A 15,142-nucleotide genomic window follows, 5' to 3' on the forward strand; every position below is an offset into this window, starting at 1 on the left:
GGCCCCGCTCGAGCGGGGCCTTGTTTTATGCGCCATCGGCGCGTCCTCAGTGGCTGATCATCCAGGGCCTTGCGCCCGCGAACGACTTCGCCCCATCGGGCGTGGTGCGCGTCTTGCCCGCCGTCTTGCCGCCGGAGCAGCATCCGCAATTCATGCCGTGGCCGGAACGCGAACTGCGCGGCTCGTGGGCGCTGCGTTCATTGACCGCGCGCGCCCGGTTCACCGCGGACGATAGCGCCGAGATCGCCGGCGCTCCGCCCAGGATGCGGCCGCACATCGCGCCGCATTGCGGGCAGGCCGCGGGATCACGCCACTGGGCCAGAGGCACCAGCGCCGCGAACTCGCCGCAATCGCCGCAGGCATAGTCATACATGGGCATGGGATGGCTCCTAGCGGTCGCGCGACAGCGGCATGTCCACGCCGCCCTGGATGTGCTTGACGGGGCCGGACGCCGACGGTTGGATGTCGAAGTCGAAAATCTCCGTCGGCAGCCACAGCGTGGCGCAGGAGTTAGGGATGTCCACCACCCCGCTGATATGCCCCTGCACCGGCGCGCAGCCCAGCAACGAATACGCCTGGGCGCCCGAATAGCCGAACTTCTTCAGGTACTCGATGGCGTTCAGGCAGGCCTGCCGGTACGCGACGTTCACGTCCAGGTAGTGCTGCTTGCCGGATTCGTCCACCGAAATGCCTTCGAAGATCAGGAAGTCCTTGTAGGCCGGCGTGATCGGGCTGGGCTTGAAGATCGGATTCTTGATCGCGTACTTGTCCATGCCGCCCTTGATCAGCGACACGCGCATGTGCACCCAGCCCGCCATTTCAATGGCGCCGCAGAACGTGATCTCGCCGTCGCCCTGCGAAAAATGCAGGTCGCCCACCGACAGGCCGCCGCCCTTCACATAGACCGGAAAGAACACGCGCGCGCCGCGCGAAAGGTCCTTGATGTCGCAGTTGCCGCCGTGCTCGCGCGGCGGCACCGTGCGCGCGCCTTCGCCCGCCGCCTTGTCGCGCTCCGCTCCCTGCATGGCGCCCATGTGCGCCGTCTTCGGCGCGGGCGGATTGGCCAGCGGCGGCACGCGGTTGGGATTGGTGTCGATCAGCGCCTGCTCGCGCCGGTTCCAGGTATCCAGAAGCTTCTTGTCCGGCAGGCAGCCGATCAGCCCGGGATGGATCAACCCGGCGAAGTTCACGCCCGGGATATGGCGGGACGACGTGAACATGCCATGGAAATCCCAGATGGATTTCTGCGCGTGCGGAAAATGCTCGGTCAGGAAGCCGCCGCCGTTATTGCGGCTGAAGAAGCCGTTGAACCCCCACAGGCTGTCCGGCTTGGCGCCGATGTCCAGCAGGTCCACCACCAGCAAGTCGCCAGGCTCGGCCCCTTCCACACCCACCGGCCCCGAGAGAAAGTGCACCGTGGACAGGTCCACGTCGCGGACGTCGTCGGCGCTGTCGTCGTTCTTGATTGCGCCGCCGGTCCAGTCATAGGTTTCCAGCACGAAGTCATCCCCGGGCTTGACCCACACGGCCATCGGAATGTCCGGATGCCAGCGATTGTGGATCTGTGCGTTCTCGTAGGGGGATTGGGCCAGGTCGACCTTGATGAGGGTATCGGTCATTCTCTTTCATCTCCAACGTAACTTGTTGATAAAACAGAAATTTCTATCTCCGACTGTCTCGCGAGCGCGCCAGGCGGCGTTGCAAGTCGTTGATATGTAAAGAACAGTAGGCGAGTTTCAGGCAACCGTAAACTGGGTTTTCGACCAGTAACCAGGGGATAAATTGGAGTAGAACTTAAGAGGCATGGGATGCGTCATGCGCCCGCTGCACCCCCACCTGCCATCACCTGATCCAGGGCCATCGCACAACACTCTTTCCATATATTCAATACAAAAAACTACACACGCAGGAAACATACCTCCGCCAGACTAATGGATCCGAAATTCAGTTCCTTTTCAAAGGGCAGTGAGCGTATCTATTGGATGCCATGTCGACCGCCCCCTCCGTCTCGTGCAGCACTGCGCGAAATTGTGCGATTTATATTTCCGGCGGCATCGGCGACGGAGTGCTCAGCATGGTTTTTGCCCGGGCATTGGCCGAACAAACCGGAGGGACGGTCTCATTGCTCATGACTCAAAATGAGTCCGCGCAAGAACTGTTCCGCGCTCAGCCCTATGTAGGGGAAGTCATCTCGCTGCGATCGGAAAACCGGCTGCAAGGCTGGGAACGAATCACACGGGTGAAGCAGGTCCTGGCGGATCGCGCCTACGACAGCCTGTTTCTCTTTACCTTCCGTACTCACATTGCGCTGGCGGCCCGCTTGGCAGGAATTCCACGGCGCATCGGTTTCGTACGCATGCATCATCCGCATCTCGCGGCACTGCTCACGCATCGTCTCTGGGTACGCCGCAAAGGAACCCCGCACCCCGACATCTATACATGGCTGCCGTTGCTGTATGCCAAGGCTGGCTATCAGTATGAGCCACGTTATCCGTCGCTATTCTGTACGGATTCGGCGAGCAGCAAGGCCATCCAGTTCTGCCAAGCGCAATCGCGGACGGTTGGCTTCGGCTTGAATGGATCGATACCCTGCAAACGCTATAGCGGCAGAGCTTTTGCGGAGGTCGCGCGCATCTTGCATGCGCAAGATAGCGGACTGCGTTTTGCATTGGTGGGCGGCAGCGATGTCCAGGAGATCGCCCAAGAAATTCGCAGCTTGCTGCCCGAGTCCATTGTTTTGTTGGACGCAACGCAACAGGCCACGGACATATGCGATAGCCAGGCGCTGATCGCGCGCTGTTCGGTGTTTGTTTCCAACGACAGCATGGGCATGCACATTGCGGCGGCCCACGGAATACCGACCATAGGTCTGTTCGGCGCCACTCCTGCGTTGCGGTATGTGCCCTGGCTGCATCCGATTGAAGCCGCCGTAAAGGGCGACATGGCCAGCATTGCGCCGCAGACAGTGGCCGAGGCGATCTGGAAGCATCTGGCGGCAGCGGGTTCGGACGGATCTGCCCATCCGGCGCACTGATGCTCGCGGCAGTTATGATGCTGCCCATTCAGTCGCATTCCCAAGGTATCCCCGCATGGCCGCTCTTGACCGACGCTCCCTCGCCGTCCTGCTCCTCTGCGCCGCCAGCGCCCCCGCCGTCGCGCAAGACTGCGTTGCGCAGGTCCAGGCAGAGCAGGCGCGCATCGACCGCGCGCAGGACGTGCAGCGCACGCGCGAAGCATCCAACGATCTGCAATTGAATCGCGAGCTGTGCCAGGGCCGGCTGGACCTGCTGGATGCGCGCTACGCCCTGGTCGACGACTTCGAGGCCTGCCGCCGCAAGGGGGTCGAGTTTCCGGCGAAGATGGCGCGCGCGCTGAGCGACGCGTCCGAGGAACTGGCCGACAAAAAGGCCGCATGGATCAGAACCTGCGGCCTGCAGATGAAGGATTGAGCGGCCCGCCAGCCGGCGGGCGCGCGGCTCAGGCGGCCTGCTTCTCAGCGCTGTGCGGGAAGAAGATGGCCCGGCTTGGATCGAAGCCGTAGCGGTGCTCGAACTCGGTCGCATCCGCGGCCAGCGCCAGCACCGAATCCAGGATGAAATCGGCCTTCTCGTCTGGCAGCAGCACGCTGAAGTTCAGCCGGATGAAGCCCGGCTTTTCCATCTCGCGGCCGTCCAGGATGGCCTGGCGCATCTGCTGCGATTCTTCAGCGTCGATATCCAGCAGGCGATGCACGTAGGGTCCCGCGCAGGCGCAACCGCCGCGCGCCTGGATGCCGAAGCGGTCGCTCAGCATGCGCGTCACCAGTTGCTGGTGCACGAAGCCGCCGCGTCCATTGCGCACCCGGAACGAGAAAATCGGCAGGCGCGCCGCCGTCAGCGAACCCAGCAGCTCCAGCTGCGCGACGCCTTGCCATCTGGCCAGCGCACGCTCCACGAAGTGTTGATTGCGCTGGCGCATGAAGGCGGCGCCCAGGGCTTCCTTCACCAGCAGCACCAGCGCGGCGCGGATATCGCCCACCACATTGGGCGTGCCCGCTTCCTCGCGCGCTTCCAGGCTGCCGCTGTAGTCGTGGCCCGCGGGCGAAACGAAGCGCACCGTGCCGCCGCCGGGCCAGGTGGGCTTGGTGTCCAGCACCGCGTCGCGGCGCACGATCAGCACCCCAGACGCGCCCGGGCCGCCGATGAATTTGTGCGGCGAAAAAACAATCGCGTCGATCGCCGCGTCGGCGGCGGGCGTCATCCGGATCGGCAGATAGGGCGCGCCGCCTGCGTAGTCCCACAGCATCTTGGCGCCCGCGGCCTTGACGCGCCGGGTCACTGCCGCCACGTCCGCCACGATGCCCGTCACGTTCGAAGCCGCCGACAGCGCGCAGACGACCAGCGCGCCCTTCCCGGCTTGCAGCGCCGCGTCCAGCTGGGCCAGCTCGGGGCCGCCTTCCGGGCTTTCCGCCAGCTCGACGACTTCAGCGCCGCATTCGCGCCACGGCAGGATGTTGGAATGGTGTTCGTAGGGGCCGATGATGATGCGCACCTTGCGGCCCGCGGCGATGGCCTCGCGCACGCCGAACAGATGCACCAGCCGGTTGATCCCCGCCGTCGCGCCAGACCCCGCAAAAATCACGGCATGCTCATCGCTCGCGCCGCAGCACCGCGCAATCGCCGCGCGCGCCTCGCGGCGCAAGCGGGTAATGAAGCCGCCGCAGTAGGAAGCCTCGGTATGCGAGTTGGCGTAGTACGGCAGCACCTGCTCAAGAATGAAACGCTCGACCTGCATCAACGCCCGGCCGGACGCCACGTAGTCGGCGTACACCAGCGGCTTGACGCCATAGGGGCCATCGACCACTGCATCCTTGCCAATCAGCCCGTCGGCCAGCGCCGTGGCGACGTCGTCCGTCTTGAGGCTTTCTTGGAATTGCTGCAACGGCGTGATCTTGGCGGAGGTCGTTTTGGTAGGCGTATTCATGTCGGCTATGTTCCTGGGCACACCGAAATATCATACGATGGAAAGAAATTTGAAACCTCACCTAAATTTTGCCAAAAACCTCATAAATTGGGTCATTTGATCTTTTAAATGGAAAAAATAGATAAATTTGATCTGAATATCATCTCCTGCCTGCAAAAGGACGGCGCGCTGTCGCAACGCGAGCTGGCCGATCGCGTCGGCCTGTCGCAAAACGCCTGCTGGCGCAGGCTGCAGCGCTTGAACGCCTGCGGCATCATTCGCGGCACCCGGGCCGAGGTCAATCTGGTCGAACTGGGACTGGACCTGACGGTCTTCGTGATGATCCGCACCAGCCATCACGCCAAGGCCTGGGCTGACGGCTTTCGCCAACATGTGGAACGCCTGCCCGAAGTCACGGAGTTCTATCGCATCGGCGGGGACTGGGATTACCTGATCAAGGTGGTCTGCCGCGGCATGGCCGGGTACGACCGCTTCTACCAGAAGCTGATCACGGATTTCGAGCTTTCCACAGTGACCGGGTTCTTCAGCATGGAGGCCATCATCGAGAACCGGCCTCCGGATCTGGGGGGATTGGAGGGATAAGGCAGGCGGGGTACGACCCATGCGGACATGACAGAACCGTGACGCCGGGACGATCGGATTTGTAATTCCAATGACTGCGGATTGTCGGGCGACGGCCTGCACACTGGCCCTGCCAATCCGCCAGAAGACATGGTTTCCGTGGCTTCCGGTCGGTATGACGCATATCGATCTTCCCCGCTCACGGAGTCCCCATGAAAAAGCTATACGCCGCGGCGGCCGCCACGGCACTGTCTGGCGCCGCCTATGCGCAGCCCTCTTCCGTCACGCTCTATGGCCTTATCGACACCGGCATCGGCTACGCCAACGTCGATGGCGCCTACACCGATCCCGCCACCGGCAGCCGCACCCGCGTCGACAGCAGCCGCATCGGATCCACCACCGGCACCACAGCGGGTTCGCGCTGGGGCCTGCGCGGCAAGGAAGACCTGGGCGACGGCCTGTATGCGCTCTTCCAGCTGGAGTCCGGCTACGACAGCCGCAACGGCAACTCGCTGCAAAGCGGCCGCCTGTTCGGCCGCGAAGCCACCGTGGGCCTGGGCAGCGCCGACTGGGGCGAAGTCCGCCTGGGCCGGCAATATAACGTCGCCGCACGCTACTTCACCGGCATGTTCGGCTCGTCGTTCGGCGGCGGCTTCAATCAGTTGAACACCGGCGCGGGCCTGGGCTTCAGCTCGGCCTACTTCGTGCGCTACGACAACCTGGTCGTCTATGAAACCCCGTCGATGGGGGGCTTCAAGGGCGCCGTCGGCTATGCCTTCAATGCCGACGACCGCCGCCTGGCCCAGACCGGCTTCGCCACCGCCGACAACACCCGCGCCATCACGGCCGGCCTGCGCTACGACAACGGCCCCGTGATGGGCTTTGCCACCTATGACCAGCTCAATGCCTCGAACAAGCTGAGCCCAAGCCAGACCGACGCCACGCCGCGCTCCTACATTGTCGGCGGCTCCTACGACTTCGAGGTCGTCAAGGTCGCCCTGGCCTACAACCGCATGAGCGACGGCTGGTTCGCGGGCAAAGGCTTCCCCAATGGCGGCAGCATCGGCGGCTTCACCGGCACGCCGTCCTACGCATTCGTCAAGGGCTTCCGCTCCAACGCCTACATGCTGGCGCTGGCCGCCCCGGTCGGCAGATCCGGCGGCGCGTTCGCATCGTGGCAGCGCGCCGACGCCAACAACAAGCAGCTCACGGGCGGCGATGCCACCAGCAACACCTACAGCCTGGGCTACAACTACAACCTGTCCAAGCGGACCGATCTGTATGCGGTAGCGTCCTACACCACCAACTGGGCGTTCCTGGACAACGTCAAGGCGACCGAAGTGAACATGGGCATCCGCCACCGGTTCTAGCGCAAGCTTTCACAAGACGCTGTATGCAGGGAGTCCCTTGATCGCGCCCTCCTCCGCGAAGGGAAGGCCAGATGATCGCCGCGCGCCTTTCCGGCGCGCGTTTTTTTGACACCGCGCAGTTGCCCGCCGCGCATGAAGGCTTGTGCCGATCACAAAGGACCCGCCGCCAGCATATAGCTGCCGCCCCGTATCGTATGCAGCAGCTTGGGCCCCGGGCCTGCGTCCACTTTCTTGCGCAGCCTGCGCATGGCGACCGCAACCGCATGCGACTTGAAATTGCGCTTGTCGTGGATATGCAGCTTCATTTTCCAGACCTGCTCGGCCAGCTCCCATCCCACGCATACGACCCCAGGCCGCTGCATCAGAAAAGCCAGCAAGCCGAATTCCTTGGGCGTGAGCGGCAGGAACTGCCGGTCGCGGTAGGCGCGGCAACGCAACAAGTCCAGCTCCAGGTCGGCAAGCTGCAACCTGGGGCTGGACTCGGGGGGATTGATCACGGAGGATTCGGCCACGCCGGGCGCTCCTGCCCCGCGGACGGCTATCGCCGCGACGCGTTCTGGCGTTGTACTTCAGCCTGGTACTCCGGCCCCGAACGCAGGCGGAAGTATTCGGTGAATGCCGCCTTGTACTCCGGGCTATAGATGTCCGGCGTCTCTTCGCCGCGCCAGAACCGGTCCACCCCCGCGCGCTTCCAGAGCGCCAGGTCGGCCAGCACTTCGGCGCGCGTCAACGAGGGGCCATAAGGATTGGCCAAACCAGCTGGCGGCGGCGCGGACTGCGCCAGCGCCGCGCCGGTAGCGGCGGCCGACAGTGCCAGGATGAATGCGGCTTTGCGGATGATCTGCATGCTTGTTTCCTATGTATCGTGGAGGGGACTGCACGATCAAATTCTAGGAAAGCGATGCGGACAGAAAGCGGATAGCGGGATTACGTTTTTGAAATGGCGGGCCGATCTGACGCAACTACGCGCTTTGCGATGCCCCTACCAAGCCAGGCCCTGCTGCGCCAGTCCAAGGCGCCGCGGTCTCAAGAACACATAACAATGCTGGAACCCGTCCGCCACGATGTGGCGCGAGCCCGTCATCCCCGCTATTCCGGGCTCGAATATCTTGAAGACTTGAAATCCCTTGGCCTGCTCGACCTTGAAGCTCAGGCGATCGGGCTTATCGTTATAGCCAAGCACCAGCATCCCATCGTCGGCCAGCACATGATGGCATTCAAACATCAACTGATTGAATGCTTCTTCCGTATCCAGGCCGAAGCCGATCAGTCCGTTGGCGAACACCACGTCAAAGCTATGCGGCGGATAGTACGAGGACAACTCAGTCGCCGAGCCCACCACATGCCTGTTGGGCGGGCCGTAGGCGGCGTTGCGCGGATTCAGGTCGATCGAATAGAAGTCCAGATCCAGCAGCCGGTCGTAATGCCAGTTGTGCTTGTCCAGGCCAATGAAAAGGCACCTGGCCGCCGGCGCCGCCGCAGCACGCCGGAAGTGGTCATTGATGTAGGCAAAGACCTCTTGCTCCATGAACGTCCGGCTGGGCACCCGCAGCCGGAAATCGGCGCCTGACATTCTCAAAAGAGCTGGAGAAACCCGGAAAACAGCGCGCTTCAGGACGTAAGTTATTTTTTTAGCGAACCTCATGATCCCCCAAATCTCAAAAACCCGAAAAGCGCCAGGCCCGCTAGCGGCATCCTGCCGGCCAGTCGTCGCGCTTTCAGATTTTATTTTTGGGAGAGGTTCTCTAACCGGAGTTTTTATGAACTGGTGTTTGCTTTTTCTTGATTTGAAACAGCGGGATGGAACGGTGCGCTACCACATCAATCTCGCCATCCATGCTTACGTTTTTGCGATGGATGACGTAGCGACGCTGCCCCGCCTTGCCATGCCGCAAGGCGCTAGCATTGATCGCAAGTCCCGCCGCCCGTACGTTCAAGAATGGCTTTGCCGGTGGGGTCGGGCAGCCACCACCCTTGCACGCGCAGCGATCGATTGACGATTTCCACCGATTCCAGGCTGGGGTGCCTGGTTTTCAAGTAAGGAAGGTCTTCCGCGTAGTTGTCGTGTATGGACGCAACTTCCAGAAAACGGCTGGCGTCCAACCGTCCCAAATACGCGATCTGCCCTGGAATGACCTCGAATTCAATCGCCTGCGCGAAGCCCTCCGATACCTTGATCCGACGGCCGTAATCCAGCGCCCAACGGGTAATCTGATACTTCCCTGGCGCAAGCTGCAATGCGAAGGTGCTTCCCACCCCTTTAGGCACTTTGGGCGGATTGTTGACGATGGCGGGCTTTCCGCCGCCCCCTCCGCTCTCAAGCATGATGCGCTTGCCGTCGGAGGATTGCAGATAGAAATAGGCGCCATATGGTACGAACACCGCGCGTTCGAATACCGTCCCGACGACGACGCCTTTTGCCGGATCCAGCGCGGCGACCGAGTATCGCGCCGAACTCTGCCCGGCCGTCGTACATCCAACCAACATGGCCAAGGTCAGGATCGCTGCACCCACGCCGCAGTATCTGCTGCGCACGAAAAAAAACTTCTGCATGGATAGGCCCTCCAGCCTGTGCCCGGTGCGCCAGCGACTGTGATCGCCGGCGCACCGGGAAGTTGAACCGTCGAGCGTTACTTATTTCGCGGCGACTTGATCTGGAAAACGGAAGATCTCCGTGTAGACCGGCTCGCTCCAATAGCTCAGCCTCGCGCCCAGCTCACCATGCGCGCCCTTGTAGTCTTCAATCAAGCTTGCAAAGGTAAGGAAGGTCTTGTCGGAGTCGCCATAAAAGCGGTTAAAGGATCGTGCCATGAGCGGCTTGCCATGCTCGTCTTTCAGCGCGTATTCAATGACGGTCATGGGCTTGTAGCTATCCGTCGCGGAGGCAGCGGCGTATCCCGTGGTCAATCGCAAGAGCAGTTGCATATGCCCTTCGGTGGGCACCAGGTCCTCGGACACACTCGCCGCCAGGTCGTCACTGCCCGAGGGACGCGTCACCTTCGTGACCTTTACTTCCCGGCCGTCCTTGGCTAGCAAGTCGCCAATCTGGCGTGCGAACGCCTGGTTGATGCTCTGATCGGAAATGTTCTCGCCGACCAGTTTGGAAAACTCCTCGGAGCGCCGTTCGGTGCGCGCCCTGAAATCCAGTTTGTGTGCCGCGTGTGCCGAAAGGCCGACCAAGAGACCTACCGGGCCGAGAATGCCGAGCAAACCGGCCGCTTGGGATCCGCCTAGATCCATGACCACGAAGTTGTCATCGTGATAGAAAATTTCCACCGATTTACCGGACTGGATGAAGGCTTGATTGGCCTGTTTATCCAATTGGTACTTGGGCGGCGGCTGCTTGACTGCGCAACCGCTCAGGAAAATAAGAACGATACAAAGCAACTTCTTCATATATCAACTCGTAAAAGGCGGCCAAAGTCCTGGCGCAGGCCCCCCCGCAACCATGCGCCAGGGCAGAAAACCCGTCGCCCGGTGCCTTACGGAGGAGCTTCGCCATGTCGCGATTTGCGTTTCACATTGAAACTATTTGTTTGGCTATTTTGCCTTAAACAACAATAAATCACAATAAACTTCATTTTGTAAATTCGCAACAAAGGACTATTGTTGAACGGAATTGACGAAAAATTCGCAGACGATGGCGCAGGAAGCGCAAAAATCACGACTACGGGGCCGTTGAAAGGGAAACACTAACTATCCATCCGCCTAAGCAAGAAATCGTCAGCAGGCGCCTGTGCGCAAAGACTTGTGAAACGCAAACATCCCAGGCTTTGGGGGCAAGCCCGGCAGCCGGCCCAAAGAGCCGAGTGAACGTTCAATGTGGAAGATGCAACCGGCGTCTTGATTCGTCCGCATCTCAATGCCGATCGGGGCCAGACCGGCTTTCCTCTGCCAGCTACTAACGGCGAAGAATGGCCTTCCTCAATGTTCCATTCTTTGAAGCCGGGCAGACTCCGGGTCTTGGCTATTCCCCTTAACTTCCATTGGCAGCGCAAGCCTTCGTGGGGGTGAGTTCAACGACTCGACCAACCTTGCCTGTGCCAGTTGCGCCCAGATCTTCGACGACCACTTTGCGATCCCGCACATATATCTCGTAGTCGGCGCCGGCTCTCGGGGTGAAATAGCCTGCATCACGCGTTTCGCGCATATAAATGGAGACTGCCGGCGAATGATACGTACCGCCGACCTGGCCATATATGGTTAAGGGGATGCCGGCCTTTATGATGAATTCATCGAAGACAGCGTCGCCATGCTTTGAAGTGGGAGGCATGCCAATACTGCGACTACCCTGGTAATGGCCCCGCTGAATGGTCTCCAACCCTTGCCCATGCCCCAACAGGCCAGGACTGGTGTAGCAGGTACGATCAAAGTCCAGACGAATTCGATCGGCGGTGTAGACAAAAACACGGACACGTGAAGCTTGGGTCACGTCGTAGCTCTTGAGAATATTAGGATTGGTTGCTGAGCAACCTGAGAGTCCGCCAGATAGCACTAACACGGGAACCAATATTCGAAACACCAAATTCGACACTTCAAAAACCTCGGCACAAGATAAATTTCGACATATGCATCAAGCGGAGACCACCGTTTCAGCTGAGGAAAATGTAGTCTCACGCCTTACCAGGTGGCCTGGCATGGCACTATTGCCGACCGATCACGATACGAGCGGGGAGTCTGCGCGCTCTTCCGTTGACGTCAACGCCAGCGTCCGATAGCTGACAGACATCGACGTCACGGAAACCAAAGTGAAAGCAAAGGTCGATATGGCCGTATACAGATAAAACGAGATGCCCGGCGCCCGCGGCACCTGCAGCAGAAAGATCCGAACAGCCTCCAACAGCAGCAACAGCGGCACGGGCAACATGGCCACCGCGAACAGGCGTAACCGGTTGCCCTTCACCAGCCCCGCAATCCGCGACATGTCCATCCTGCCGGTCAAGGCTGCGTGCGGCAACGCCAGAAAGAAATACCCCAGGAAAAAGCATGGCGACAATATCAACAACAGCACCAACACCATGCCAAGCCAATGCGGGCCGGCTGATCCCTCGGAAAACAGCATCACGATGTAGCCCAGAAGCGCAACCGCGAACGCTAACGCGGCACTCACCAACAGTACGATGAAATACATGCGTTCGGGCTTGCCTGCCACAAGACGAGGCGCAGGAGTTTCGCCCAGAAGGATGCACCGATGCCAAGCCACCGCCGCCAGGACTGGCGCGGCGGTACTCACCACCCAGCCGGCAAGCTCCAGCAGCTTGCTTTGCTCGACATATGCCATGTGGTTCAGGTGCATGCCCAAAACCACACCCCCCAGCAGAATCAGGATCAATAGCGGCGATGCTCCGATCAATGGCCCGCCGTGGTCGCCCAGATAGTCCAGCGTCTGGCGGATGATCCGCAGTATTGGGAGTTTTTTCCGCATTTATTGCTCCATGAAGTGCGTTGGCCGTCACTGCTTCGCATGGGTTGCGTCGTGGCAGACCAGGCCTGTCCAGGGTCTTTGCATCCCAATCGGCCAAGAACCTGGCTATGGTTCTTCTAGTTGATAACGGCCGAGCATGGAGTTTCTTAATTTTCGTTTTGATAAAGGTGTCAGACTGACACCTTATTTTGGGGAGGTCTCAGAGGCTAGCACCGTTTTTATTATGGATATATCCCCTTCTCCTCCAGCTCTGAGAAAATGTACATTACCCCCTCTTCAATGCATTCCACATCCTTTCTCAAAATGACCCCCACCGCAGAAACATTCAACACCACCGTATAGATATTTCCGCTCCGCCCCCGTCGACTTTCAGCAAAAAGAACCCTTTATTTTTTTTTGATATCAACATCAAGATTTGAAAAAAATCTTCCAAAGAAATAGCTTCGACACTAGAAAATCCAAATCGTTCCGCATATTTTCCAGCCAGGATAAAAGTGGACATTAATCCAATCCTCTCAATGCTCTTGCAATATTTTTGACATCAATCAGCTCACCAGTAGCCACTTTGTCCACCACATTCCATATGACTTGTTTTGCCGGACCATCAACGCCGTTTCTAACAATCAATTGCTCAACAATCTCTACTGCCGTCCTCTTGTTTCCATTATCGAACAAGTACCCACCAGCAATATCTCTTATTATTGACCCAGCCTTGCTATAGAAGCCATCATAGTTGGCAGCATTGGCCAAAACCACGCAAAAAAGTGTCAGACTACATTTTCAGCTTTGGAAAATGTAGTCTGACACCTTTTCTTATCACGCTCACCTGTGCTTCGGCGTGCTCAAAACGCGTTCACCCTATCGCCCGGATTACGCCTAATCTCTTGACGGGCAAGACGGTATCTTTTTTGGACACCTTTTTTTGAGCACCCGTACCAGCAACGTCTCCAGCAGCACCTATCGCATTTGAACCAACTAGTTAAGTCAGAATAACTCTATAATTTTTTTCGCTAACCATGCCTCACTTTTATCTATAGATATGTAGCATCCTTCGAATGAGCCGCTTGTCAAAACAAGCCTATGCCCTGCATATTCAATAGCAACTAGAATTGAGTAAGGACCTTGCTCACGCATTATTTCCTCTGCGTTTAGTTTTTTCAAAACAACACCAACAAATTCCTCAAATCTTTCTTCTTCATACTCATTAAAATAGACAAAATGACCAAGCTCGGAACTAGACTCAGAAAAACAATTCATGCGCACACCCCCAACCCATTATTCGCGCTTTTTCTAGATGACTGGGATTTTTCGATAATTTTGCGCCACAAATAAAAAAGGTGTCAGACTATATTTTTTGTTTGAAAAATGCAGTCTGACACCTTTTTTATTTGCTGTATTAATTTACGAAGAAGCCTTCCGCGAATAGACTTTTGAGCTCAGTTCGTCGCTGTGCGAACAGCGGAAAATCACGAACAATTTCTTGAATTTCTTCTGTGACTCTCACCAAATATCCGTCACCGATCTTTTCGATTAGGAAACCGGCCCTGGCGATTCGATCGGCATCGACTTTCTCAGCGAATTCATTGCCATAGAACATTGCCCAGCCGGCATTAGGTATATTCGGGTTCAGTGCCGCATTGAACGAGCCAATCTGGAAACTATCGTTCACTTGATGCGGAGCAAGCTCAGGCTCGGTGAAGTAATGCAGCATGCCCAACTGAGGCGGAAAGATTTCGCACCAGACTTTGAAGAGCTGATACCAGTCAACCTTTTCGCTAAAGGCTGAGGTCAGGTACGGACCACCGGGCACAATCTGATTTCGGATATTTCTCTTCGTATGCTGTACGTATCCAGAACTTTTAACTGCTCTCTTCCTTTTCCAAACAAAATCAAGGAAGAATTCTGAGTAACCTCCATTGGAGCGCATTTCCGCCTTTTCCGCCCAAAGCGTTCCCGCTTGAGGCTTACCCTCAAAAGGCGTTGTTGTCCTTCCCCAGGATTTCGAAACAAATTCTGGCGAAAGAACTCCATTATTCAAACTTAATGACTCGAAAAACCGACTACCGACATCCCACCCAATAGTCTCTGCCCTTGTCTTTATTGACACCTGAACATATGGCTTTTTCATATTAGAACTTCGTTAATTCACCAGTTGCAGGATTATATCTATAAACATCACCACCAGTCTCTCGTATCTGGGTTGCAAGTTTATTGGCCACACTCTTAGTAGCAGGGCTCACAACCAGATTCAGTAAGAAAAGGTGTCAGACTGAGCTAACCCGGGTTTTCCGGACACCCGAAGAAGTAGACAATACTTGAAGGAGGTGTCCCATGGATAAATCCAAACCCGAAGGCAAGCCGCTTGAAGCCAAACGCCAGTATCACAGTCGAGAGTTCAAGATCGAGGCGGTCAGACAACTGGAGGAAGGCAAGGTCAGCGGCACGCAACTATCGCTGATGCTGGGCCTGAAGCGGTCGATTATTTACCGATGGAAGAAAGAGCTGGCTACACACGGCCCAGACGTCTCATTTCCCGGTAAAGGCAAGGCTCGCACCGACGAGCAGACCGAGATTCAGCGCCTCAAGCGTCAGTTGGCCGAGGTCACCGAAGAGCGCGATATCCTAAAAAAAGCGGCAGCGTACTTTGCGCGGGAACTGCCGTGAGGTACGCCTTTGTGCAGGCTCATCAGCAGCAGTTCCGGGTCGCTCGGTTATGCCGGGCCTTGCACGTCAGCCGCAGCGGATATTACGACTGGCAACGTCGTGAACCCTCGGCAAGGCAGCAAGAGGACGTCAAGCTGCTCGCGGCCATCGAGCAGACCCA

The 15,142-nt window shown here is 58.2% G+C and carries 18 protein-coding genes; 5 read left to right on the forward strand and 13 right to left on the reverse strand.

Annotated features, from left to right (window positions below; translation table 11 throughout):
- Nucleotides 1-46: 46 nt before the first annotated feature.
- Nucleotides 47-379, reverse strand: coding sequence for an FmdB family zinc ribbon protein (locus tag HV793_RS18935; protein ID WP_125472600.1), 333 nt, complete (start codon nt 377-379; stop codon nt 47-49).
- A 10-nt stretch (nt 380-389) separates the two neighbouring features.
- Entirely contained in the window at nt 390-1,619 is a 1,230-nt protein-coding gene (gene fmdA / locus HV793_RS18940) for a formamidase (protein ID WP_175213736.1), read from the reverse strand.
- Nucleotides 1,620-1,987: 368 nt separating this feature from the next.
- Between fmdA and HV793_RS18945 the strand changes: the two genes are divergently transcribed.
- Both HV793_RS18945 and HV793_RS18950 read left to right on the forward strand, forming a co-directional pair.
- Nucleotides 1,988-3,034 carry a glycosyltransferase family 9 protein gene (locus HV793_RS18945; RefSeq protein ID WP_054452574.1) on the forward strand — a complete coding sequence of 349 codons (1,047 nt, stop codon included), beginning with the start codon at nt 1,988-1,990 and terminating at the stop codon, nt 3,032-3,034.
- A gap of 55 nt (nt 3,035-3,089) precedes the next feature.
- Nucleotides 3,090-3,449, forward strand: coding sequence for a hypothetical protein (locus tag HV793_RS18950; RefSeq protein ID WP_054452577.1), 360 nt, complete (start codon nt 3,090-3,092; stop codon nt 3,447-3,449).
- 28 nt (nt 3,450-3,477) lie between these two features.
- Here the strand turns inward: HV793_RS18950 and HV793_RS18955 are convergent, their stop codons facing one another.
- Complete coding sequence (locus tag HV793_RS18955; protein ID WP_175213737.1) at nt 3,478-4,962, reverse strand: aminotransferase class V-fold PLP-dependent enzyme; 1,485 nt, start codon at nt 4,960-4,962, stop codon at nt 3,478-3,480.
- Between the two features lie 108 nt (nt 4,963-5,070).
- On the opposite strand from HV793_RS18955, the gene HV793_RS18960 reads away from it, so the two are divergent.
- Complete coding sequence (locus HV793_RS18960) at nt 5,071-5,544, forward strand: Lrp/AsnC family transcriptional regulator (protein WP_054452588.1); 474 nt, start codon at nt 5,071-5,073, stop codon at nt 5,542-5,544.
- A gap of 191 nt (nt 5,545-5,735) precedes the next feature.
- Nucleotides 5,736-6,893 (forward strand): porin, encoded by a 1,158-nt coding sequence (locus HV793_RS18965; protein ID WP_175213738.1) that lies wholly within the window; start codon nt 5,736-5,738, stop codon nt 6,891-6,893.
- A gap of 149 nt (nt 6,894-7,042) precedes the next feature.
- On the opposite strand, the gene HV793_RS18970 is transcribed toward HV793_RS18965, so the two are convergent.
- The 10 genes from HV793_RS18970 to HV793_RS19015 all read right to left on the reverse strand — a co-directional run bounded on the left by HV793_RS18970 (nt 7,043) and on the right by HV793_RS19015 (nt 14,446).
- Nucleotides 7,043-7,405 carry a winged helix-turn-helix domain-containing protein gene (locus tag HV793_RS18970; protein ID WP_088141465.1) on the reverse strand — a complete coding sequence of 121 codons (363 nt, stop codon included), beginning with the start codon at nt 7,403-7,405 and terminating at the stop codon, nt 7,043-7,045.
- 26 nt (nt 7,406-7,431) lie between these two features.
- Nucleotides 7,432-7,740: a DUF4148 domain-containing protein gene (locus HV793_RS18975; protein ID WP_119449262.1), complete on the reverse strand. Its 309-nt coding sequence runs from the start codon at nt 7,738-7,740 to the stop codon at nt 7,432-7,434.
- 135 nt (nt 7,741-7,875) lie between these two features.
- Complete coding sequence (locus HV793_RS18980) at nt 7,876-8,538, reverse strand: class I SAM-dependent methyltransferase (protein ID WP_175213739.1); 663 nt, start codon at nt 8,536-8,538, stop codon at nt 7,876-7,878.
- 254 nt (nt 8,539-8,792) lie between these two features.
- Entirely contained in the window at nt 8,793-9,446 is a 654-nt protein-coding gene (locus tag HV793_RS18985; RefSeq protein ID WP_175164263.1) for a hypothetical protein, read from the reverse strand.
- 81 nt (nt 9,447-9,527) lie between these two features.
- Entirely contained in the window at nt 9,528-10,289 is a 762-nt protein-coding gene (locus tag HV793_RS18990) for a hypothetical protein (RefSeq protein ID WP_175164262.1), read from the reverse strand.
- Nucleotides 10,290-10,869: 580 nt separating this feature from the next.
- The gene (locus HV793_RS18995; RefSeq protein ID WP_244958670.1) at nt 10,870-11,325 is read right to left on the reverse strand and encodes a hypothetical protein; all 456 of its coding nucleotides are present in this window, start codon (nt 11,323-11,325) and stop codon (nt 10,870-10,872) included.
- 225 nt (nt 11,326-11,550) lie between these two features.
- On the reverse strand, nt 11,551-12,318 hold the full coding sequence (locus tag HV793_RS19000) for a hypothetical protein (protein ID WP_175164260.1): 768 nt from the start codon (nt 12,316-12,318) through the stop codon (nt 11,551-11,553).
- Between the two features lie 501 nt (nt 12,319-12,819).
- Nucleotides 12,820-13,074 (reverse strand): hypothetical protein, encoded by a 255-nt coding sequence (locus tag HV793_RS19005; protein ID WP_175213740.1) that lies wholly within the window; start codon nt 13,072-13,074, stop codon nt 12,820-12,822.
- Nucleotides 13,075-13,302: 228 nt separating this feature from the next.
- Nucleotides 13,303-13,575: a hypothetical protein gene (locus tag HV793_RS19010; RefSeq protein WP_175164256.1), complete on the reverse strand. Its 273-nt coding sequence runs from the start codon at nt 13,573-13,575 to the stop codon at nt 13,303-13,305.
- Nucleotides 13,576-13,714: 139 nt separating this feature from the next.
- Nucleotides 13,715-14,446, reverse strand: coding sequence for a hypothetical protein (locus HV793_RS19015; protein WP_175164254.1), 732 nt, complete (start codon nt 14,444-14,446; stop codon nt 13,715-13,717).
- A 203-nt stretch (nt 14,447-14,649) separates the two neighbouring features.
- On the opposite strand from HV793_RS19015, the gene HV793_RS19020 reads away from it, so the two are divergent.
- Nucleotides 14,650-14,982 (forward strand): transposase, encoded by a 333-nt coding sequence (locus HV793_RS19020; protein ID WP_175213741.1) that lies wholly within the window; start codon nt 14,650-14,652, stop codon nt 14,980-14,982.
- The last annotated feature ends 160 nt before the right edge of the window (nt 14,983-15,142 follow it).

It is taken from the genome of Achromobacter aegrifaciens (assembly GCF_902859965.1).
GTDB lineage: Bacteria > Pseudomonadota > Gammaproteobacteria > Burkholderiales > Burkholderiaceae_B > Achromobacter > Achromobacter aegrifaciens.